The sequence below is a fragment of the Arthrobacter globiformis genome, from assembly GCF_046536215.2.
In the GTDB taxonomy this organism is placed as follows: Bacteria; Actinomycetota; Actinomycetes; order Actinomycetales; family Micrococcaceae; genus Arthrobacter; species Arthrobacter globiformis_E.
Map to the genome: position 1 here is coordinate 2433815 of NZ_CM143421.1, position 21298 is coordinate 2455112.

Annotated in this window: 23 protein-coding genes; 9 read left to right on the forward strand and 14 right to left on the reverse strand. The window is 66.6% G+C overall.

Annotated elements, in window-relative coordinates:
- Positions 1-52: 52 nt before the first annotated feature.
- The 3 genes from R5O87_RS10850 (at position 53) to R5O87_RS10860 (ending at position 1557) form a co-directional block, all read left to right on the forward strand.
- Positions 53-373, forward strand: a complete 321-nt coding sequence (locus R5O87_RS10850; protein ID WP_410556450.1) for a putative quinol monooxygenase — start codon at positions 53-55, stop codon at positions 371-373.
- A gap of 184 nt (positions 374-557) precedes the next feature.
- Entirely contained in the window at positions 558-761 is a 204-nt protein-coding gene (locus R5O87_RS10855) for a cold-shock protein (protein ID WP_087871805.1), read from the forward strand.
- A gap of 208 nt (positions 762-969) precedes the next feature.
- Positions 970-1557 (forward strand): DinB family protein, encoded by a 588-nt coding sequence (locus R5O87_RS10860; RefSeq protein WP_410556449.1) that lies wholly within the window; start codon positions 970-972, stop codon positions 1555-1557.
- A 66-nt stretch (positions 1558-1623) separates the two neighbouring features.
- On the opposite strand, the gene R5O87_RS10865 is transcribed toward R5O87_RS10860, so the two are convergent.
- Positions 1624-2871: an acyl-CoA dehydrogenase family protein gene (locus R5O87_RS10865; RefSeq protein WP_410556448.1), complete on the reverse strand. Its 1248-nt coding sequence runs from the start codon at positions 2869-2871 to the stop codon at positions 1624-1626.
- A gap of 94 nt (positions 2872-2965) precedes the next feature.
- Here R5O87_RS10865 and R5O87_RS10870 point away from each other — a divergent pair, with 94 nt between their 5' ends.
- Together R5O87_RS10870 and R5O87_RS10875 are read left to right on the forward strand one after the other, a co-directional pair.
- Positions 2966-4741, forward strand: a complete 1776-nt coding sequence (locus R5O87_RS10870; protein WP_410556447.1) for an AMP-binding protein — start codon at positions 2966-2968, stop codon at positions 4739-4741.
- Positions 4742-4744: 3 nt separating this feature from the next.
- Entirely contained in the window at positions 4745-5251 is a 507-nt protein-coding gene (locus R5O87_RS10875) for a MarR family winged helix-turn-helix transcriptional regulator (protein ID WP_410556446.1), read from the forward strand.
- Here R5O87_RS10875 and R5O87_RS10880 read toward each other — a convergent pair.
- The gene (locus R5O87_RS10880; protein WP_410556445.1) at positions 5241-5921 is read right to left on the reverse strand and encodes a PAS and ANTAR domain-containing protein; all 681 of its coding nucleotides are present in this window, start codon (positions 5919-5921) and stop codon (positions 5241-5243) included. The genes R5O87_RS10875 and R5O87_RS10880 overlap by 11 nt on opposite strands.
- A gap of 17 nt (positions 5922-5938) precedes the next feature.
- A complete protein-coding gene (locus R5O87_RS10885) occupies positions 5939-6214 on the reverse strand; it encodes a YegP family protein (protein WP_410556444.1) in 276 nt (91 codons plus the stop codon).
- Between the two features lie 341 nt (positions 6215-6555).
- Here R5O87_RS10885 and R5O87_RS10890 point away from each other — a divergent pair, with 341 nt between their 5' ends.
- A complete protein-coding gene (locus R5O87_RS10890) occupies positions 6556-6951 on the forward strand; it encodes an ArsR/SmtB family transcription factor (protein ID WP_410556443.1) in 396 nt (131 codons plus the stop codon).
- Between the two features lie 17 nt (positions 6952-6968).
- Here R5O87_RS10890 and R5O87_RS10895 read toward each other — a convergent pair whose 3' ends face one another.
- The 6 genes from R5O87_RS10895 to R5O87_RS10920 all read right to left on the reverse strand — a co-directional run bounded on the left by R5O87_RS10895 (position 6969) and on the right by R5O87_RS10920 (position 12702).
- Positions 6969-7232: a hypothetical protein gene (locus R5O87_RS10895; RefSeq protein WP_003799094.1), complete on the reverse strand. Its 264-nt coding sequence runs from the start codon at positions 7230-7232 to the stop codon at positions 6969-6971.
- Positions 7233-7480: 248 nt separating this feature from the next.
- Positions 7481-8302, reverse strand: a complete 822-nt coding sequence (locus R5O87_RS10900; protein ID WP_410556442.1) for a CPBP family glutamic-type intramembrane protease — start codon at positions 8300-8302, stop codon at positions 7481-7483.
- On the reverse strand, positions 8299-9078 hold the full coding sequence (locus R5O87_RS10905) for an enoyl-CoA hydratase (RefSeq protein WP_410556441.1): 780 nt from the start codon (positions 9076-9078) through the stop codon (positions 8299-8301). The genes R5O87_RS10900 and R5O87_RS10905 overlap by 4 nt, the downstream gene beginning before the upstream one ends.
- Before the next feature lie 57 nt (positions 9079-9135).
- Entirely contained in the window at positions 9136-10008 is an 873-nt protein-coding gene (gene mmsB / locus R5O87_RS10910; protein ID WP_462836438.1) for a 3-hydroxyisobutyrate dehydrogenase, read from the reverse strand.
- A 91-nt stretch (positions 10009-10099) separates the two neighbouring features.
- Positions 10100-11203, reverse strand: coding sequence for an enoyl-CoA hydratase/isomerase family protein (locus tag R5O87_RS10915; protein ID WP_410556438.1), 1104 nt, complete (start codon positions 11201-11203; stop codon positions 10100-10102).
- Positions 11203-12702, reverse strand: coding sequence for a CoA-acylating methylmalonate-semialdehyde dehydrogenase (locus R5O87_RS10920; protein ID WP_410556437.1), 1500 nt, complete (start codon positions 12700-12702; stop codon positions 11203-11205). Before R5O87_RS10920 ends, R5O87_RS10915 begins: the two co-directional genes overlap by 1 nt.
- Positions 12703-12853: 151 nt before the next feature.
- Between R5O87_RS10920 and R5O87_RS10925 the strand changes: the two genes are divergently transcribed.
- Entirely contained in the window at positions 12854-13660 is an 807-nt protein-coding gene (locus R5O87_RS10925) for an exodeoxyribonuclease III (RefSeq protein ID WP_410556436.1), read from the forward strand.
- 33 nt (positions 13661-13693) lie between these two features.
- Positions 13694-14593, forward strand: a complete 900-nt coding sequence (locus R5O87_RS10930; protein WP_410556435.1) for a hypothetical protein — start codon at positions 13694-13696, stop codon at positions 14591-14593.
- Between the two features lie 41 nt (positions 14594-14634).
- Here the strand turns inward: R5O87_RS10930 and R5O87_RS10935 are convergent, their stop codons facing one another.
- The 5 genes from R5O87_RS10935 to R5O87_RS10955 all read right to left on the reverse strand — a co-directional run bounded on the left by R5O87_RS10935 (position 14635) and on the right by R5O87_RS10955 (position 19267).
- Positions 14635-15690, reverse strand: coding sequence for a LacI family DNA-binding transcriptional regulator (locus R5O87_RS10935; RefSeq protein ID WP_410556434.1), 1056 nt, complete (start codon positions 15688-15690; stop codon positions 14635-14637).
- 80 nt (positions 15691-15770) lie between these two features.
- Complete coding sequence (locus tag R5O87_RS10940; RefSeq protein ID WP_410556432.1) at positions 15771-16034, reverse strand: hypothetical protein; 264 nt, start codon at positions 16032-16034, stop codon at positions 15771-15773.
- Positions 16031-16930, reverse strand: a complete 900-nt coding sequence (locus R5O87_RS10945) for a carbohydrate ABC transporter permease (protein WP_410556430.1) — start codon at positions 16928-16930, stop codon at positions 16031-16033. Before R5O87_RS10945 ends, R5O87_RS10940 begins: the two co-directional genes overlap by 4 nt.
- Positions 16927-17964, reverse strand: a complete 1038-nt coding sequence (locus tag R5O87_RS10950) for a carbohydrate ABC transporter permease (protein WP_410556429.1) — start codon at positions 17962-17964, stop codon at positions 16927-16929. The genes R5O87_RS10945 and R5O87_RS10950 overlap by 4 nt, the downstream gene beginning before the upstream one ends.
- Positions 17965-17971: 7 nt before the next feature.
- Complete coding sequence (locus R5O87_RS10955; protein WP_410556428.1) at positions 17972-19267, reverse strand: ABC transporter substrate-binding protein; 1296 nt, start codon at positions 19265-19267, stop codon at positions 17972-17974.
- A gap of 126 nt (positions 19268-19393) precedes the next feature.
- Here R5O87_RS10955 and R5O87_RS10960 point away from each other — a divergent pair, with 126 nt between their 5' ends.
- The gene (locus tag R5O87_RS10960; protein WP_410556427.1) at positions 19394-21271 is read left to right on the forward strand and encodes a glycoside hydrolase family 13 protein; all 1878 of its coding nucleotides are present in this window, start codon (positions 19394-19396) and stop codon (positions 21269-21271) included.
- The last annotated feature ends 27 nt before the right edge of the window (positions 21272-21298 follow it).

Below are 21298 nucleotides of genomic sequence, written 5' to 3' on the forward strand. Positions count from 1 at the left end.
ACCAGGTCTACCGTGATCCGCATCAGACACCACCGCCGTCGAGGGAGCCGTCATGGCCGGGTTTGTGCAGATCATCGAATTCCAGACCTCACGCATCGAGGAGATCGAGTCGCTGGGCCGCCCGTCGAGAACCGAGGGAACCACCGCACCGACGTTTCGCCGCATCAGCGCCACTGCGGACCGGGACCGTCCCGGGACGTACTTCACCATCGTGGAGTTCGATTCCTACGAGTCGGCGATGGAGAACTCCAACCGGCCTGAAACATCCGACTTCGCCGCGAAGATGGCGGCCCTGTGCGATGGTCCGCCGGTTTTCCGCAATCTCGATGTGATGTGGGAGGACACCGGACAGGAGAAGGAGACCACAGCCTAGGGCAGGGAAACTGCGTCTCCAACTGGCGTTTGCGGACTAAATCTCCCGTTACAGGTGGGACTCCTGATGACGGCAGGTATTGCACGCCCGGCGGATGGCCCATAGGTTGGAGACAGCGGACAACAGTTTCCGTCTCTGCCTGCTGTCGGAGCAGGACCAGAAAAGGGTTACAAAGGAAGTAGCAATGGCAACAGGCACAGTTAAATGGTTCAACGCCGAAAAGGGCTTCGGCTTCATCGCTCCGGATGATGGATCGGCAGATGTATTCGCCCACTACTCGGCAATTGCCACCAGCGGCTACCGCTCCCTGGATGAAAACCAGAAGGTCGAATTCGAAGTGACCCAGGGCCCCAAGGGTCCGCAGGCAGAGAACATCCGCCCGCTGTAACGGCTTATCAAGGACTCCCCTGTACGTGCCCGGCACGCACAGGGGAGTTTTTGCTGTCGGCAGTCTTTTGGCGCAGCACATTTGCACCGCTTTCCGTCGCAAAGCTGCCCCGGTCCCGCGCCGTTCCCGGGAGCACGCCTCCGAAGGCGTCGCAAAGTGGTGCAGAATTGCCGCTGATTGATGCTGTGATGCCCGGTAGAGTGCCGCCATGGATGAAAAAGCGACCCTGCACCATTACCTGCGGACACGGCGCGCCCAGCTCCTCGCCAAGCTCGACGGACTGGGCGAGTATGAGGTCCGGCGGCCGATGACGCCCACCGGCACCAACCTCCTGGGCCTGGTCAAGCATGTGGCCAGCGTGGAACTCGGCTACTTCGGCGAGGTGTTCGGCCGGGCCAGTGACCGGGAGCTGCCCTGGTTCGACGACGGTGCAGCGCCTGACGCGGACATGTGGGCTACCGCTGAGCAGACACGTGCCGAGATCGTGGAGCTGCACCATTTCTCGGCGGCGCACACGGACGCGACCATCGAGGCGCTGCCGCTGGACGCTCCCGGGGTGGTGCCCTGGTGGCGGGAAGAACGCCGGCATGTGACCCTGCACCAGATGCTGGTGCACATGTGTGCCGAGACGGCGCAGCACCTGGGACATGCGGACATCATCCGGGAACTTCTTGACGGCTCGGCCGGGCAGGGGCCGAACGACCCCAATCTTCCGCAACGAGGATCGGCCGAGCAGGCCGCCTACCTGGAGCAGCTGGAGGCCGCCGCGCGGAAAGCGGCCGCGCGTGCCGGGTAGCGTTTGGCTGGGTGACAGGGCTGGCTGACCCGCTGGCTGGCTAGCGCCCCGGCCTGCCGGCCCGGCCTATACGAACGCCGATTTCCCGGTCACGGCGCGGGCCACGATCAGTGAGTTGATCTCGTAGCTGCCTTCGTAGGTATAGAGGATCTCGGCGTCACCGAACAGCTTTCCCATCTCGAAGTCGCTGCTGATGCCGTTGCCGCCCAGCAGGGACCGGCCCAAGGCCACGGAAGCGCGGGCCAGCCGGGTGGTGGTGGCCTTGGCCATCGCCGCCTGGGCCATTTCCAGCCGCCCCTCCTCCTGGATCCGGGCCAGCTGCGCCATCAGGGCCAGCGAAGCCGATGCGTTGCCGAGGATCTCGGCGAGCTGCTGCTGGATGAGCTGGAACCGGGCCAGCTCCTTGCCGAACTGGCGGCGCTGCAGCGAATAGGAGCGGGCAACGTCAAAAGCTGCGAGCTGGATGCCCGCAGCCTGCCAGCCCACCCAGGCCCGGGAATCCCTCAGCAGCTCGTTGGCCTTGGTGAAGTCGGTCGCCCCGGGAAGCATGTTGGCTTCCGGAATGCGGACGCCGTCCAACTGAATGTCGGCGTTCTGCATGATCCGCAGCCCGATCTTGTTGCTGATCTTGGTGGCCGTATAGCCAGGGCGGTCCGTCTCGACAATAAAGCCTTTGATCTGCTGGTCGGCCGCGTCCCTGGCCCACACGAGCGCGAAGTCGGCGATGGTTCCGGCGCCGATCCAGCGCTTGGCGCCGTCGATGACCCATTCGCCGTCCTCACGCCGGGCCGTGGTGGCCAGTCCGCCTGCAATATCCGAACCGTGCTCCGGCTCGGTCAGCGCGAAGGCCCCCAGCTGGGTGAAGGCGGTCAGGCCTGGCAGCCACCGCTGCTTCTGTTCCTCGGACCCGAGGGCGTCGATCATGCCGACGATCAGTTCGTTGTGAATGCCCACCAGCGCCGACAGGGACACGTCGGCCCGGGCCACCTCAACGTACATGAGGCCCTTGAAGAGAGTGGATGTCCCGTCCGTCTGCAGGCCGCCAAGCCCGTGCTTTCCCAGCTCCGCGAGCAGCCCGAACGGGAACTCTTCCCGGTTCCAGTACTCGATGGACTGGGCGCGAACCCGGGACTGCAGGAACTCCCGGATCTCCAGATAGCGCGTCCGCTCGGCCGGCGGCAGGAGGTCCGCTATGTACATGAGGTCCGCATCGGCAAACGGCGGCGCCGCGCTGCCCGGTTCCCCTGGCGTGGCCTCCCCCGCTGTCACCTCTGTGGGCTGTCCGCTGTCACGTCCTTGTGGCTGCACGGGCATAGATCCCTTCGCTCTTCCAAACCCTTGGATGTCCTAGTATATTGCACAGTGATGTGGATCACTAGGACGTGAATCCCCAGGCGAAAGGTGCCCCATGACAGTCACCGACGACTTCCGTGCCGCACGGGACCAGTTGCTCGCCATGCGCCAGGACTACCGGCAGGCGAGGACCAGCTTTGAATGGCCGCGGCCCACTGAGTTCAACTTCGCGCTCGACTGGTTTGACGGCATCGCTGCCGATCCCGCACGCGGCAACAACCCGGCCCTGGTGATCGTGGAGCAGGACGGCTCCGCCACGCGCCGCAGCTTCGGCGAGCTGTCGGCCCGCTCCAGCCAGGTCGCCACCTGGCTCCGCAGCCAGGGTGTGAAGCGCGGCGACCGCATGATCATCATGCTGGGCAACCAGGTGGAACTGTGGGAACTCGTACTGGCCGGCATCAAGCTGGGCATCGTGCTGATCCCCACCACCACCCTCATGGGTCCCGCGGACCTGAAGGACCGGGTGGAGCGCGGCGAAGCGGGCTGGGCCGCCGTCGGCAGTTCAAACCTCGGCAAGTTTGCCGAGGTGCCAGGCAGCTACCGGCTCATAGAAATCCCCGACGCCGGCACCAGCCCAGGCGCCGCCGCCGCGGCGGCGCTGCAGTATGCAGACTCCACCGCCGCCCCCGGCGACTTCACGCCCGACGCCCCCACCCTGGCGGACGAGACCCTGCTCCTCTACTTCACCTCGGGCACCACCTCCAAGGCCAAGCTCGTGGAACACACCCACACCTCCTATCCGGTGGGCCACCTGTCCACGATGTACTGGATCGGGCTGGAACCGGGCGACGTGCACCTCAACGTGGCTTCGCCGGGCTGGGCAAAACACGCGTGGTCCAACCTGTTCGCCCCGTGGATTGCCGAGGCATGCGTGTTCGTCTACAACTACGACCGCTTCGACGCCAGGGCCCTCATGGAGCAGATGGACCGCGAGAAGGTCACCAGCTTCTGCGCACCGCCCACCGTCTGGCGGATGCTCATCCAGGCCGACCTCACCCTCCTGAAGAATCCGCCCACCAAGGTTGTGTCGGCCGGCGAGCCGCTCAACGCGGAGGTCATCGGCCAGGTCCAGCGCGCCTGGGGACAGACCATCCGCGACGGCTTCGGCCAGACCGAGACCACGGTGCAGGTGGCCAACACCCCCGGTCAGCCGGTCAAGATCGGCGCCATGGGCCAGCCGCTGCCGGGGTACGACGTGGTGCTCGTCGATCCGGCGACAGGAGAAGAAGCGGACGACGGCGAGCTCTGCCTCCGTTTGAATCCCCGCCCCGCCGGGCTGATGAAGTCGTACTACGGCGACCCGGAAAAGACGGCCGAGGCCTTCCGCGGCGGCTACTACCACACGGGTGACATGGCCAGCCGGGACGAGCACGGCGTGATCACCTACGTGGGCCGCGACGACGACGTCTTCAAGTCCTCCGACTACCGGCTCTCCCCGTTCGAGCTGGAAAGCGTGCTCATCGAGCACCCGGCGGTGGCGGAGGCCGCCGTCGTCCCCTCCCCCGATCCGATGAAGCTGTCCGTGCCCAAGGCGTTTGTGGTGCTGGCGGCCGGCCACGAGCCGGGACCCGAACTCGCCGAGGAGATCCTGCGCTACTGCCGGGACCATTTGGCGCCGTTCAAGCGCATCCGCCGGCTCGAGTTCGCCGAGTTGCCGAAGACCATCTCGGGCAAGATCCGCCGGGTCGAGCTGCGGCACAATGAAGAAATCCGGCACAGCGAGGAACTCCGACACGCGGACGGCACGCAGCACAGTGCGGCCGGCGCTCCCCTTCGCCTGGGCACGGAGTACTCCGAAACGGATTTTCCGGGTCTGAAAAGCCAGGGCTGAACCGTGAGCCCGCCATTGCCCCGTGACCCGATTGCCGATGCGCAGCGCAACTGGGAGACCCACGGCTGGGGTGACGTCGCCGCCCCGATGGCCGCCATCACGGCGATCATGCGCACCCAGCAGATCCTGCTGGCACGCATCGAGGGGGCGCTGAAGCCATTCGGGCTGACCTTCGCCCGCTACGAGCTGCTGGCGCTGCTCAGCTTCGCCAGGAGCGGCGCCCTGCCCATGAACAAGGCGAGCGCCCTGCTCCAGGTCCATCCCACCTCGGTGACCAACGCCGTCGACCGCCTCCAGACCGCGGGACTGGTGGTCCGCTCACCGCACCCCACCGACGGGCGCACCACGCTCATCGAGCTCACGGCCGAGGGCCGCACGCTGGCAAAACGGGCGACGGCGGTACTCAACACAGAGGTTTTCGCCCGGTCCGGCTTTGGTGAACAGGACGTAGACCAGCTCATCAGGATCCTGGGCGATTTCCGCCGCGGCGCCGGCGACTTTACGGGCTGACCGGCTTCACAGGCTGCCGGTCCGGGTGGCTTGCCGACGGCCGCTGGAGCTCCTGGACGAAAGTGTCCAGCAAGGCCGCCTGCTGTGGGCTGTTGGCGAGCTGCACGAGGTCGGCGGCAGTGCTGGCCACCTTGATGTTGGTGTCCTGGCTGTACTTGGCCAGCAGCTCGAAGGCGGCGTCGGAACCAATCCGCAGGACGCCCATCAGGATGCCCTTCGCCTGTTCAATGGTGCTCCGCGTGCCGAGGGCACCTTCAACCGCTTCCCGTGCCGCCTGTTCCGTTTCCCAGTGCAGCGTGCTGGTCAGGTCCACGATGAACCCCTCTACCGCAACGAGCCTGCCGTCCTGGACGAGCGCCTCGCCGGCGGTGAGGACACGGTGTTCCCGCACGCGCGCATCGATGATGCGGTGGTAGGTGCAGAAGAATCCGCCCGCCTCGCAGGCCGCCGTAAAGATGTCGTGGCATCGGTCCCTGTCATCCGGGTGCTTGTGGGCGTAGAGAAGCTCCACGGTGGGCACGATCTCGCCGCGGCGGTAACCGTGGAGCGTGTACAGCTCGTCCGACCACTCGAGCCGCCCCGAAATGGCGTCATAGTGGAACGTGCCGGCAACACAGCCGTCCGGCCCAACGGCGCTTGAGTACGCCCGCACGGTTTTCGGAAGGCTCATAGCGGCGCCCTGTCGCCCTACCCGGCCAACCCCTGGCACTGGAGGGGCATGCGCTTGGACAGGGGGCGGACAGCAGCGTGCGGGCGCGAACCGAAGTGGCGTTCCGCCGGTGCCGTGGCCAGCTCTTTCACATGCCCCATTCCGGCGTACTCGCGCACGGCGGCAATGCCCTCAACCGCGGCCGCCTTACTGGGAAAAGCCCGGGACACGGCCATGACAGTGCCGTCCGGGGCGGTGAGCTGGAATCTGAATGAAGCCTCTGCGTCAGTGAAGAGTTCGAACATGCCAGCCATTTAGCCCTCCTGGATCCGGGAACACGGCGTCCGGGACGCCGTCGTCGCCGGAAGCAGCTGAGGTTTCTCTCCTTGCCGCTCCCGCGGATGAGCCGGGGCGGTAATTGAGGAATTTATGAAATTGTGAACTAGTTACGGGTCTTTGGCAAGGCCTGTCCAGTACCGCTGCCCTGCCTTCGCACGCCCCGCAGGACGGGCTCCTGACAAAAAATCACCCGGTTCGTCGGGGACAGACCGTTCTGTCTCTATACTTAGGTCTATACGCCTTGGGGGCACCAGTTTGGCGGGCCGGGCAATATCTGGCTGCAACATCTGGCAAGCAACAGTGGAAGGAATCCATAATGGGTGACATGCCCGACGGCGTGATCCACACCGAGGTTAAGGCCGACCTGTTTAAGTCCATGGGCCACCCTGCACGCATCCTGGTCCTGGAGATGCTGGTCAGCGGCCCGGTGACCGTGAGCAACCTGCGGGACTGCACCGGCCTCGAGGCCTCGAACCTCTCCCAGCACCTCGGCATCCTGCGGCGCCAGCGGCTGATCGTTCCGTCCCGGAAGGACGGCCGCCTGTTCTACGAACTGACGTCCCCCGAGGTACGTGAAGTCCTCGAGGCGGCCCGCGGCCTGCTGGGCACCATCCTCGACGGCGGCCTGCGGCAGCAAAACGGCGAATCTGACGGCGCCCCCGGCGCGACGCCGGCATCCGCCCTTACGCCCGTAGCAGGGCCCGCAGGCTAGCTAAACCAGCCCGGCTTTTAGGCCGGATCGGCGACGGCGGCCGGTGCGGAATGCCCGAAAAGCCAGGCTGCGACGTCGCTCCTCAGGACAACGTGCGGGCTGCCGGTTCCGCTGACACTTCCGGCCGGAACGTAATAGCCACGGCCGCCGCCGGGACCGCCGGCAGCCCTGTCCAGCGCCTCCACGATCCGGCGGCTCAGGTGTCCCTGCGGGCCTGTGGCGTGGATTTCTTCAAGCTCGGCTGCGGTGAGCCGTCCCAGTACAGCAGCGATGTCGGCCACGATCGTTCCCCTTTTCAAACGTTTGCCTGAATAAACACTTTTGCCTGAAGTGCAAGGCTAGGCCATTACGATTAACTGCGGGTGAAATCCGGGCGGCAATTTTGCGTCCGTCCCCTGCCCCGGTTGGAGTTTTTGTCCAGATATCGCGGGCAAAAGTGCCTTTAGAGGCCGATATCTGGACAAAAACTCGATGGGCCGTGTGGGTGTGGCCGGATTTAGGAAATAGGGGGCTAGTAAATAGGAGCGGGCTAGTAGAGGAAGATATCGATCCACGCCCTGTTGTGCGCGTGGAGCAGCACCAGGAACAGCACGAAGTCGAAGAGCAGGTGCACGCTCACGATGTACGACAGGGACTTGGTGGCGGTAAAGATGCGGGCCTGCAGCAGGGCGAACGGGTAGATGAAGAACGGCGCCCAGGCCTTGAACCCCAGTTCCCACAGGAAGGACGTGAACAGCACAGCCTGCAGCAGGTTGGCCTGCCAGTCGGGCAGGTGCCGGCGCAGCAGCGCGAAGCAGGTGCAGATGAAGAACAGCTCATCCCAGATGCCCAGGGCGTTGGTGCCGACGAACAGCCGTGCGATGCCCTCGGGGTCGTGCACGGCGGGCCAGTTCATATAAACCCCGGTCCGGATCATGTAGACGGGCAGCAGGGCGTAGCCAATCACCACGACGGCGGGCAGGTACCACTTCTCCGCATGCGTCCATTTCTGCCCGGTCCGGACCGGAAACACCACCGCATGCTCTTTGGTGACGAACCGCGAGACGGCGTAGGGGATCCCCACCGCCGCGATCATGGCCGAGCCCATGACGATCATGTGCGAGGTGCTGACGTCGGTGGTGATCGGCACGGCGCTGATGATGGCCACCCCGGCCGCAATCAAGCTCAGGTCGCGGAACAGCAGGCGGTCCATCAGGACTGCGACCACGAGCGCCGCCGCGAGCAGGGCATAACCGGGCAGGCTCTGGTCCAGCGCGAACAGGACAAAGCCCGCCAGCGAGACCATGGCTGCCGGGACAACGCGCAGGGAAGTCCCCTTGACGGTGCGTTCCCCGGTCAGCCCGGCGCTCACCGGTGCCTGAACTCCGGCTGGCGCTTCTCCGTGAAAGCGGCCATGCCTTCCTTCTGGTCCTCGGAGGCGAAGAGCGAATGGAACAGCCGGCGTTCAAACAGCACACCCTGCGCCAGCCCCGTCTCGAAGGCCGCATTGACGGCTTCCTTGGCCAGCATGGCGGCCGGCTTCGACTTGGACGCGATGACCTCAGCGGCCTTCAGCGCCTCCTCCACGGTGTCCGCGGCGGGCACCACGCGTGCCACCAGGCCTGACCGTTCTGCCTCGTCCGCATCGATGAACCGGCCCGTGAGGATCATGTCCATCGCCTTGGCCTTGCCCACGGCGCGGGTGAGCCGCTGGGATCCGCCCATGCCCGGCACGACGCCGAGGTTGATCTCCGGCTGGCCGAATTTGGCGTTGTCGCCGGCGATGATGAAATCGCACATCATGGCCAGCTCGCAGCCGCCGCCCAGCGCGAAACCGGACACCGCCGCGATCAGCGGAATGCGCAGCCGGGTGAGGTCCTCCCACCCGCGGAACCAGTCGGCGTCGTACATCTCCAGGTAGCCTTTGTCCGCCATCTCCTTGATATCGGCGCCCGCGGCGAAGGCTTTCCCCGAGCCCGTGATCACGACGGCGCCAACCCCGGGATCCGTGTCCATGGCGGAGACCGCGGACACGAGTTCCTCCAGGGTGGTCCTGTCCAGGGCGTTCAGCGCCTCGGGCCTGTTCAGGGTGACGAGGCCGACGCGCCCGCGGCGCTCCACCAGAATGTTCCCGTAGTCGTGCGTCATCCATTCCCCTCACGTGGTTGGTGCGTCCTGCAACGTTGGTAAGTCCTGAAACTAAGCCTACTGTCCTGACTTGTCCCGGATGTCGGTGATGATGCCGGAGAAATCCCTGCCCGCCCCGCCCTCCGCGGCAAAGGCGTCGTAGATCTCGGAGGCCAGGGGGCCCATCCGGGCAGCCACGCCGGTGGACTGGAGGGCGTTCAGCGCCAGCCGGAGGTCTTTGGCCATCAGGGCTCCGGCGAACCCCGGCTGGTAGTCGCGGTTGGCCGGGCTGGTGGGCACGGGCCCGGGGACGGGGCAGTTGGTGGTGAGGGCCCAGCACTGCCCCGACGCCGCGGAGGCGACGTCGAACAGGGCCTGGTGCGTCAGTCCCAGCTTCTCGCCGAGCACGAACGCCTCGCTGACGGCGATCATCGAGACGCCCAGGATGAGGTTGTTGCAGACCTTTGCGGCCTGGCCGGCGCCGTGTTCTCCGCACAGCACCGCGCGTTTGCCCATGACGTCGAACAGGGGCCGCACCGTCTCAAAGTCCTCCGGAAGCGCTCCCACCATGAACGTCAGCGTCCCGGCCTCGGCCCCCACCACGCCGCCGGAAACCGGAGCGTCCACGGAGCGGTGCCCGGCGTCGAGCGCCAGCCTGGCGGCCTCCCGCGCCTCGTCCACGTTGATGGTGGAGCAGTCCAGGAACATGGTGTCCGGCGCCGCGGCGGCCAGCAGCCCGGGCTCCCCGTCCGCGCCCCGGTAGGCGTCCAGCACATGCTGCCCGCTCGGGAACATCGTGAGCACCACGTCCGCCCCCAGGATGGTTTCCGCGGCACTCGCGGCAACCGTAATGCCATGCTCCCGGGCGGCGTCCAGCGCGGCTGGCACCACGTCGAAGCCGATGACGTCGTAGCCTGCCTTGACCAGGTTGACCGCCATGGGACCGCCCATGTGGCCAAGTCCCAGGAAGGCAATGCGCGGTTTTGCACCTTCAGGCCGCGATACGCCAGGCACGGTTGCTTCCTCAGGCACAGTTGCTTCTTCAGGCATGGTCCGACTCCCTCTCCCACAGCACCAGTTCCCGGTCCCCCAGCGGCGCGAAGTAGCGCTCGACGTCGTCCGCGCGCACTTCCTGCAACGTGGCCGGCTGCCACCGGGGGTTGCGGTCCTTGTCCACCACCTGCGCCCGGATCCCCTCGCGGAAATCCGGTCCGGCGAGGCAATGCAGCCCCACCCGGTACTCCTCGGCCAGCACCTGGTCGAGCGTCAGGCCGCGGGACCTGCGCAGCGACGCCAGGGTCACCTTGACCGAGGTGGGCGACTTCGCCTCGATGGTGTCGGCGGCCGCCGCGGCCTCCCCGCCCGCGGCGCGCAGCCGCCGGACGATGTCCTCGGCGTCGTCCGTTGCATAGCAGGCGTCGATCCAGTCCCGCTGCCCCTCCAGCGCCGAGGCCGGCGGCTTTTCGGCAAAACGTACGACGGCGGCTTCCGCGCTTTCGGTTTCCAGCGCCGCCGCGAGCTCCGCGAGGCTGCCCGAGGGGACAAAGTGGTCCGCGAGTCCAAGGAACAGGGCGTCCGCCCCGCTCAGGTGCGCCCCGGTGAGGGCTGCATGGGTGCCCGATTCCCCGGGTGAGCGAGACAGCAGAAGGGTCCCGCCGACGTCGGGCACGAACCCGATGGTGGTCTCCGGCATCCCCGTCCGGGTCCGTTCGGTGACGATGCGGAGGGAGCCGTGCGCGGAGATGCCCACGCCGCCGCCCAGCACCAGGCCGTCCATAAATGCCACGTACGGCTTGGGGAACTTCTCGATGAGCGAATTCATCCGGTATTCGTCCGCCCAGAAGCCGGCCGTCTCGTCGCCGCCCGCGAGGATGTCCCGGTAGATGGCCACGATGTCCCCGCCCGCGCACAGTCCGCGGTCGCCGGCTCCCCGGACCAGCACCGTGGCCACCGTGTCATCGTCCGCCCAGGCGGTGAGCTGCTCCAGGACGGCGGCGACCATGCCCGCAGTGAGCGCGTTGACGGCCTTGGGCCGGTTGAGCGTGACCACCCCCAGTCTGCCCCGCTGTTCGAACAGCACCTCCGGATCGGGAACCGCGTCCGGTTCCGAGGGTGCAGGCGTCGAGTTCGGGGCAGGTTCAGTCATCAGCTTCCTTCCGGCATGATGAAGCTGGCGCCCTGCCGGATGCCGGAGGGCCAGCGCGAGGTCACGGTCTTGGTCTTGGTGTAGAAGCGGAACGCATCGGCGCCGTGCTGGTTGAGGTCGCCGAATCCTGACGCCTTCCAGCCGCCGAAGGTGTAGTAGGCAATGGGCACCGGGATGGGGACGTTGATGCCTACCATGCCCACCTGTACCCTGCTGGCGAAGTCCCGGGCGGCATCCCCGTCGCGGGTGAAGATGGCCACGCCGTTGCCGAACTCGTTCTCGCTGCAGAGCCGCAGGGCCTCGTCGTAGTCGGACGCGCGGAGGACGCTGAGCACGGGGCCGAAGATCTCCTCGCGGTAGATCTTCATGTCCTTGGTGACGTTGTCGAACAGCGTGGGGCCAACCCAGAAGCCGCCGTCGTAGCCGTCCACGGCCAGGCCGCGGCCGTCCACCAGGAGCGAGGCGCCCTCCTCCTCGCCGGACTTGATGTAGCCCTCGATCCGCTCCTTGGCGGCCGGTGTCACCACGGGACCGAAGTCGGAGTCCTTGGCCGTGCTGTGGCCAACCTTCAGGGATTTGATCCGCTCCTGCAGCCGCGCCACCAGGTTGTTCGCGGTCTCCTCCCCGACGGGGACGGCCACGGATACCGCCATGCAGCGTTCGCCGGCCGACCCGTAGCCGGCCCCGATCAGGGCGTCGGCGGCCATGTCCAGGTCCGCGTCCGGCATGACCACCATGTGGTTCTTGGCGCCGCCGAAGCACTGGGCACGCTTTCCGTGGGCCGCCGCTGTGGCGTAGATGTACTGGGCAATCGGGGTGGAACCCACGAAGCCGATCGCCTGCACCCGCGGATCCTCAAGCAGCGCGTCCACTGCCTCCTTGTCGCCGTTGACCACGTTGAACACCCCGTCCGGCACCCCCGCCTGGGAATAGAGCTCGGCCAGCCGCAGCGGCACGGACGGATCGCGTTCGGACGGCTTGAGGATGAACGCATTGCCGGCCGCGAGCGCCGGACCTGACTTCCACAGCGGGATCATGGCTGGGAAGTTGAACGGCGTAATGCCGGCAACCACGCCCAAGGGCTGGCGCATGGAGTGCACGTCGATGCCCGAGCCGGCGTCGTCCGAGAACTCGCCCTTGAGCAGGTGCGGGGCACCGGCAGCGAACTCCACCACCTCGATGCCGCGCTGGATGTCGCCCCTGGCGTCGGCGAGGGTCTTCCCGTGCTCCGAGGACAGCAGGGCCGCGAGCTCATCCATGTTGTCGTTGACGAGGTCCACGAATTTGAGCAGGATGCGGCCGCGCCGCTGGGCGTTCATGGCGCCCCACTCCGGCTGGGCCTTTTCGGCGTTCGCGACGGCGTTGCGGACTTCCTCCGCGGCCGCCAGCGGCACCTTCGCCTGGACCTCCCCGGTGCAGGGATCAAAGACATCGCCGTACCGGCCGGACGTGCCGTCGACCCGCCGGCCGCCAATGTAGTGGGAAAGTTCGCGAACCATGGATGCTCCTTTGCATGACCCCGGTCATCTCTGGTGCTGAATCTACTCGGACTTCCTACTAAATTCCAGAGTCCCAAAGGCGGGCTTGGCAACCGCGCGGGCCGCCGCCGCCGGGAGTCCCATCCGCGGCCAAGTTCGGTAAGTTAGGACTGTGAAGATAGCTACCTGGAATGTGAACTCGCTGCGTGCCCGTGCCGACCGTGTGGAGGCGTGGCTGCAGCGCTCCGACTGTGACGTCCTGGCCATTCAGGAAACCAAGTGCAAGGACGACAACTTTCCGTGGGAGCTCTTCGAGCGCATGGGCTACGAGGTGGCGCATTTCGGCGTCAACCAGTGGAACGGTGTGGCTATCGCCTCGCGGGTTGGCCTGGAGGACGTCGAACGCGGTTTCACGGACCAGCCGCACTTCGGCAAGGCAGGCAAGGATCCGGTCCAGGAAGCCCGCGCTATGGCCGCGACCTGCGGCGGAGTCCGGGTGTGGAGCCTCTACGTGCCCAACGGCCGCTCCCTCGACGACGAGCACATGCCCTACAAGCTCAAGTGGCTTGATTCCCTGAAGAACCACGCTGCCCAATGGATCTCCGAGGACCCGTCCAAGCAGGTGGCGCTGATGGGCGACTGGAACATCGCCCCCACGGACGACGACGTCTGGGACATCGACCTGTTCCTCACCCAGGGCTACACCCATGTCAGCGAACCGGAGCGCGCCGCGTTCCGCGCCTTCGAGTCGGCGGGCTATTCCGACGTCGTGCGCCCGCACACCCCTGGCCCGGGCGTCTACACGTACTGGGACTACACCCAGCTGCGCTTCCCCAAGAAGGAGGGCATGCGGATCGACTTCGTGCTCGCCTCGCCGGCCCTCGCCTCGCGGGTTTCCGGAGCGTCGATCGACCGCGAGGAACGCAAGGGCAAGGGCGCATCCGACCACGCACCGGTGATTGTGGAACTGACCGACTGATGGAGGCCGACGGCTGATGACAGGCAGGGATTCATGACGGGCAACCTATACCGGGGCCAGGCCGGGCTCCCGTTTTCCTCCACGCTGCGCGTTTATGAGCCGCTGGACGCGTTTCCCGAGGAACAGCGCCCCGCCATCAAGTCAGCCGGTGAGCGGGCGGTGTCCCGCGCCGCGGTCGAAAACGCGGAGCTGCTGGCCTCCCTGGGCCGGATCACCCGGCCCGGCGGCGATCCGTTCCCCACCGGGCGGACCGACCTGGTGCGCGTCACGCGCGCTCCGGGCGTCCCCGTGGAGGAAAACGGCAAGGAAGGCTCGGAGGAGGAAACGGCCGACGGCGTCGCGCTGCTTTACTGCCCCAGTCAACTGGTGCTTCGGGCCGGGCTGGCGGCAAACGCGCTGATCGAGGGCATCCACGGGCCCCTGGCCGAGCTGCTGATCCCCGAGGAGCAGCGCGACCGGCACCAGGAACGCATCGACCTGGTCAACGCACGCGACGGCGTCACCCGCGTGCACACCCGCGCCTCCACCTGGGGCATCCCCTTCAGCTGGTTCTCGCTGTTCCTCGAGTCCGACCCGCAGGACGTCGTCGAGGCCGGGGGCAGGATCCTCACCGTGCGGGTATGGACGCCGATCTCCGATGCCCTCGACCGGGTGCGCTACGCCGTGGCAAACCTGGCCCTCGCAGCGCCCGACCTGGACATGCTGGACGACCTGACGCAGCTCACCGAATGGCTGGAGCTCTTCCACGCGGACTCCATGGTAGAGCTGGACTACGGCGCAGTGGCGGACAAGGTCTACCCGGACGACTCTCCCATGGACGTGCGGCTGGGGATCGAATGCCTCGCGGAGGGCGACATGACCGGCGCGGCCGCCGCCTACCGCCGGCTTGCCTCGCGCTGGATCCCGATCCGCCAGCTGGCCCGGGCTTCCTAAGCGGCAGGGCACCCAAGGTGCCCGCTGTGAAAGGTGCGCTGCTAGGAAGACCGGGGCGGCGCCGTCGTGCGTCTGACAATCAGGCGGTGCGGTGCGACGGAGGACTGCACGGAACCGGTGATCCCCAGGAGTTCGTCGAGCAGCATCTTGGTGCCAAGCTCCGCCTGCTCATCGGGGCGCTGCCCCACCGTGGTGAGGCCGATGGCGTCGGAAAAGTCGTGGTCGTCGATGCCGATCACGGACAGGTCCTCGGGCACCCGGACGCCCACCCGGTTCGCTTCGAAGATGACCCCCATGGCCATTTCATCCGACGCGCAGAAGATGGCGGTCGGCTTCTCGCCCGGCTGGGCCCACAGCCGCCGGAATGCCTCCTGGCCGCTGCGGACGGTGAAGTCCCCCCACTCGTCCCACTCGGGCCGGACTTCCAGGCCCGCGGCTGACATGACGTCCTGGAAGGCAAGGATGCGGACCCGGGGAACGTCGAAGTTGAGGTCCGTTTCGTCGTCGCCGTGCAGCAGCGCGATGTCCCGGTGGCCGAGCCCGATCAGGTGCTTGACCGCGGTGGACGCCGCGGCGTAGTCGTCGATGCCGATGTAGGCACATTCCTCGACGTGGCCGCCCACCACCACCAGCGGAATGTCGATCTTCTGCAGATGGTCCAGCTCATCGCGCGTCAGTGCCATACAGAGCACCAGGAGGGCGTCGATCTGCTTGTAGACCATGGTCTTGCTGAAGAGCCGCTCGCGGTGGCTGCCGTGGCCGCCGAGGTTGAACAGGGAGAGGTTGTACTGCCGGGCGTGCAGCTCGCGGTCCGCACCCTCGATGGCCTTCGAGAAAAACCAGCGGCTCACAAAGGGAGCCAGCACGCCAATGGTTTTGGTGCGCCCGGTGGCGAGGCCGGACGCCGACGACGACGCGACGTAACCGAGCGCCGCGGCCACCTCCAGGATTTTCTCCCGGGTGGCCGGGGAGACGCGGGGCAGCCCGCGGACGGCCCGTGACACGGTTGCCGTGGATACACCTGCGGCCGCGGCCACGTCTTCGATGCTGACTCCTGAGTGGCCACCGCGCTGTGCCCGTTCAGTAGTGCGCGCCACGATGTCCTCTCTATCCCCTCATGCAGATCTCCGCCATGCTGTTTGCCCGGCGGCAAGAATCCATTTTAGTCCGGCCGGCCTCACCTGCGGCGCGTGGCCGTGCGGGCCGGAAGGCGCCTGCGGAGCCTGACCATGCCATACAGTGCCAGCAGCGTGGCCAGCAGACCCAGCGCCCACCAGACAGCGGGCTGCGCCGTCACCTCCATCCAGACGGTGACGACGAGCAGCACCACAGCCCAGAAGCCGAGGAATCCGATGATGATGTCGAAGTCCTCGCCGGAGCGGACGCGCTTGGGCGCGACCGGCTCCGGCTTCCCGTTCTGTGGCGCTGCTCCGTGCGTCACTTGACAGCGCCCGCCGTCAGGCCGGCAACAATCTTGCGCTGGAACACCAGCACCAGGATGACCAGCGGGATGGTGACGATGGTGCCCGCGGCCATGATGGCCGTGTACGGGACCTGGTTCGGCTGGGCGCCGGCGAAGTTGGCGATGGCCACCGTTACCGGCTGGGTTGCATCGCTGGACAGCTGGCTGGCGATCAGGAATTCATTCCACGAGGAGATGAACGCCAGGATCGCCGTGGTGAAGATGGCCGGTGCGGCGAGGGGCATGATGACCTTGCGGAAGGCCTGGCCCTGCGTGCAGCCGTCCACCCGGGCCGACTCCTCCAGCTCCCACGGCATCTCCCGGAAGAAGGAGGTCATGGTGTAGACGGTCAGCGGCAGGACGAACGAAATGTTAGGGATGATCAGCGCCTGGTAGGTGCCCATCCAGCCGATGTTGGTGAACAGCTGGAACAGCGGGGTGATCAGGGCAACGCCGGGGAACATGGACGCTCCCAGGATGAAGCCCAGCACCAGGAACTTGAACCTGAAGTTCAGCCGAGCGAGTGCGTACGCCGCGAAAACACCGATGATCAGCGACACGAGTGTGACGACGCCGCCGATGAAGACGCTGTTCAGCAGGGCCTGGCCGAACCGGTTGCCGAACGAGGTGTCGAACGCGGTGTTGAAGTTGTCCAGCGTGACATGGCTGGGCAGGATGGAGGTGTCGTAGGTGAAGCCCACCTCGCGGAACGCCGTCACCACCATCCAGTACGCCGGTGCCAGGCACCAGATCAGGATGACGGCGGCGCTGATGTAGGTCCTGCCCTGCGCCCACTTTTCCTTGTTCTGCGCCTTGCGGCGGCCTCTGTCCTGCTCCGCCCGCAGGCCGGTGGCGGAGGTTGTCGCGGCGGTCATTTCTTCCCCTTACCTGTGGCGCCGCTCTGTTCAACAACATTTGCGCCGAGGAACCGGACAAAGATGAACGCGACAAGAAAGATGATGATGAAGGTGATAGTGGACAACGCTGCGGCCGCATTGAACCCTTGTCTGATCTGGTTGATCACCAGGATCGACAGGGTGGTGGTGTTGTTCGCGCCGCCCGTCAGGATGTACGGGAGGTCGAACATGCGCAGCGCATCCAGCGTGCGGAAGAGGATGGCCACCATCAGGGCGGGCTTCACCAGCGGCAGCGTGATCAGCCGGAACCGCTGCCATGCGGTGGCGCCGTCCACCTTCGCGGCCTCGTAGACCTCGGCCGGGATCATCTGGAGTCCGGCGAGGATCAGCAGGGCCATAAACGGGGTTGTCTTCCACACGTCCGCGATGACCACCGCCCACTTCGCCGGCCACTCGCTGCCCGTCCACAGGATCGTGGTGTTGAACAGCTTGTTGGCGATGCCTTCGAACGCGAAGATGAAGAACCACAGCTTCGCGGTGACGGCGGTGGGGATGGCCCACGGCACCAGCACAGCGGCACGGACCATGCTCCGGCCCCTGAAGGTGCGGGCCATGATCATTGCCATCCAGAATCCCAGGACGGTCTCGAAGGCCACGGTAACGACGGTGAAGAAGAAGGTTGTTGCCGTGGCGGACCAGAACTGCGAACCGAGCGTGCCCGGCGGGCAGGCGACCGAGCCGCCGTCCGGGGTGGCGCACTGCTGGGCGATCCAGTTGACGTAGTTTTGAACGCCGGCGGGCCCGCCTGCGGTGAAGAGGCCGGTGGCAGGATCCAGGCCGGCGTCCTTTTGGAAGGACATCACGATTGCGCTGATGATCGGGTACACGATCACCACGGCAAGGGCGATGATGGTCGGGGCCAGGAGCCACGAGGCCCACTTGCCCTGACTGAGAATCTTGTTGTCCTCACCCACGCCCTTGGGGCCGTGGTGGACCGGGGTGCCGCCCGACGCCGGTGCCTTGACCGGCGTCGAGCCTACTTCGGTTGCCATGGCAGAACTACGATCCTGCACCGGCGGATTCAATGGACTTCTGCATGTCAGACAGTGCAGTGTCCACGGGCTTCTCGCCCTTGATGGCTGAATACGCGTTTTCCTGGATCGCCTTGGTGACCGCCGGGTAGAACGGGGTGACCGGGCGCGGCTTGGCGTTCTCGATGGAGGTCTTCAGCACGGGCAGGTACGGGAGCTTCTTCACCAGGGTCTGGTCCGTGTAAAGCGAACCGAGCACCGGCGCCAGCGAACCCTGGGTGGCGTAGAACTTCTCGGTTTCCTCCGACGTCATGAACTTCAGGAAGTCCAGGGCAGTGGCCTTGTTCTTGGAGTAAACGCTGACGGCGAGGTTGTGGCCGCCGAGCGAGGAGGCGCCGGGGCCGTCCTTGCCGGGCAGCGGGGCGATGCCCAGCTTGTCCTTCACGGCCGAGGAACCTTCAGTGGTGGCAAGGTTGTAAACATAGGGCCAGTTGCGCAGGAAGAGGAGCTTTCCGCTCTGGAACGCCTGGCGGCTCTGCTCCTCCTGGAAGGTGATGCCTTCCTTCGGGATGTTGCCGTCGGCGTAGGCCTTGGCCAGGTTCTCCAGGCCGGCCTTGGCTTCGGCGGTGTTCAGGCTGGGCTTGCCGTCCTGATCCAGGACGGAGCCGCCGGCGGAGTTGATCGCCTCCGAAGCGTTCACGGTCAGGCCCTCATACTTGCTGAACTGGCCGGCGTAGCAACCGATGTTGTTCTGCTTGGCGATGGAGCACATGCCCATCATCTCGTCCCACGTCTTGGGGGCGGTGGGGACAAGGTCCTTGCGGTAGTACAGCAGGCCGCCGTCGGAGGTCTGCGGTGCCGCGTACAGCGTGCCCTTGTAGGTGGCGCTGTCAACGGTCGGCTTCAGCATCGCGGCGGTGTCGAAGGCCATCTTGTCCTTCAGCGGCTGGAGCCATCCCTTGGCTGCGAACTCCGCGGTCCACACCACGTCAACGTCAACGACGTCGTAGCTGGCATCCTTGGCCTGGAAGTGCTGCACGAGGTCGTCGTGCTGCTGGTCCGCCTGGTCCGTCTGTTCCTTGAAGGTCACCTTCTCGTTCGGGTGGGCGGCGTTCCACTTCTCGATCAGCGGGCGGACAACGTTGCTGTTGTCCTTGCCCTGCACGTAGGTGATGGGGCCGCGGCCGTCCAGGTTGTTGGCGGCGTCGCCTCCCCCGGCACCGCCGCCCGTGGTGCTACCCCCGCCGCCGCCGCCACAGGCAGACAGGGTCAGAGCGAGCACGCCGGCAGTGGCAACCGGGAGTAAGAACTTAGGGGTTTTCATTGGCTGGAGACTCCTCGCTGAGTGACATGGAAATCAATCGTGCGGTTGATGTGGTGACTGTCACACTAGTAACGTTGCCCGAAGATATGCAAGCGTTTACACCTAATTGTTACCGGAGAGGCAACCATGACCCACCGCCCGATCAGCACGCCGGCTTCCGAGACAGCAGCGTGGTGGGCCCACGCTGCTGTCTACCAGATTTATCCGCGTTCCTTTTCTGACGGGAACGGTGACGGCATGGGTGACCTGCCCGGCGTCACGGCACGCCTGCCCTACCTGCAGCAGCTCGGTGTCGACGCCGTATGGCTCTCGCCGTTCTACCGGTCCCCGCAGGCCGACGGCGGCTACGACGTCGCGGATTACCGGCAGGTGGACCCGGCGTTCGGCACGCTGGCCGACTTCGACGCCATGCTGGACGAGGCCCACAGCCGCGGGCTGAAAGTGATCGTGGACCTGGTGCCCAACCACACGTCCGATGAACATGTGTGGTTCCAGGAGGCGCTGGCGGCGGAACCCGGCTCGGCCGCCAGGGAGCGCTACATGTTCCGGCCGGGGAAGGACGGGGTCCCCGGCTCCGGCGACGGCAACATCGCCCCGAACAACTGGAAATCCATCTTCGGCGGGCCGGCCTGGACGCGGACCACGAATGCGGACGGCTCCCCCGGGGACTGGTACCTCCACCTGTTCGACACGAAGCAGCCGGACCTGAACTGGGAAAATCCCGAGGTCTGGGAGGAGATGCGTTCCGTGCTCCGCTTCTGGCTGGACCGGGGCGTGGACGGCTTCCGCGTGGACGTGGCCCACGGGATGGTGAAGGAGGCCGGCCTTCCGGACTGGGAAGGCGTGGCTGCCATGGTGGAAGGCGCCGCAGAAGCCGCCCACGTCACGGATCCCCCGGGCGCCCACGGCGAGGCAGTTGAGCCGCATACCGCGCACGCTGCGCCGGCGGGTCCGACGGGCAACGCCGCCGGCTCTGCCGCGGAACACGAGCCCGTATCGCCGCTGTACCCGCCGTCGCCCTTCTTTGACCAGGACGGCGTCCACGACATCTACCGGGACTGGAACCGGGTCCTGGCTGGGTACGACGGCGACCGCATGCTGGTGGCCGAGGCGTGGGTTGAACCCGCGGAGCGGCTCGCCCGGTACATCCGCCCGGACGAGATGCAGCAGGCCTTCAACTTCGACTTCCTCCTGGCCGGCTGGGACGCCCAGCGGATGGCGGTGGCCATCGAGGATTCCCTCCAGGCCGCCGCGTCCGTGGGGGCGCCGTCTACCTGGGTACTCAGCAACCATGACACGGTGCGCCATCCGAGCCGCTTCGGCCTGCAGGACCCCACAACCTTCCCGAAGGGCATCGCCGCCGAGGACGAGCAGCCCGATGCAGCCCTGGGCCTGGCCCGTGCCCGTGCCGCCACGCTGGTGTCCCTTGCCCTCCCTGGCTCGGCGTACATCTACCAGGGCGAGGAGCTTGGCCTCCCCGAGCACACCACGCTGCCGGCCGAGGCCCGGCAGGACCCCACGTTCTTCCGGACCAACGGCATCGAGCGCGGACGGGACGGCTGCCGGGTGCCGCTCCCGTGGAAATCCGGAGCCCCCGGGTACGGCTTCGCGGCGGCCTCCTCAGCAAAGGATCCGGCCGCCCCGTGGCTGCCGCAGCCCGAATCCTTCGAGGATCTGGCCGCGGACCGGCAGGACGGCGTCAAAGGCTCGACACTGGAGCTGTACCGCTCGGCGCTTGCGGCGCGCCGGAGCCACGGGCTGGGGTCCGGAACATTCTGCTGGGCGGACAACCACGATCCCGAGCTGGGCGTCCTCGCCTTCGTGAACCGGGACGTCCTGGTGGTCGCCAACACGGGGGCGGATCCCACGCCCATCCCGGACGGCTACCGTGTGGCGCTGTCCAGCGCACCGGCATCCAGCGCCCAGGAATCCGGCGCCGAAGAATCGGGCGCTGACGACGCCGTCGTCGCACCCAACAGCGCGGCCTACCTCGTGGCCGGCTAAGCAGGCCGGCCGTTTCCGGCGGAAAGA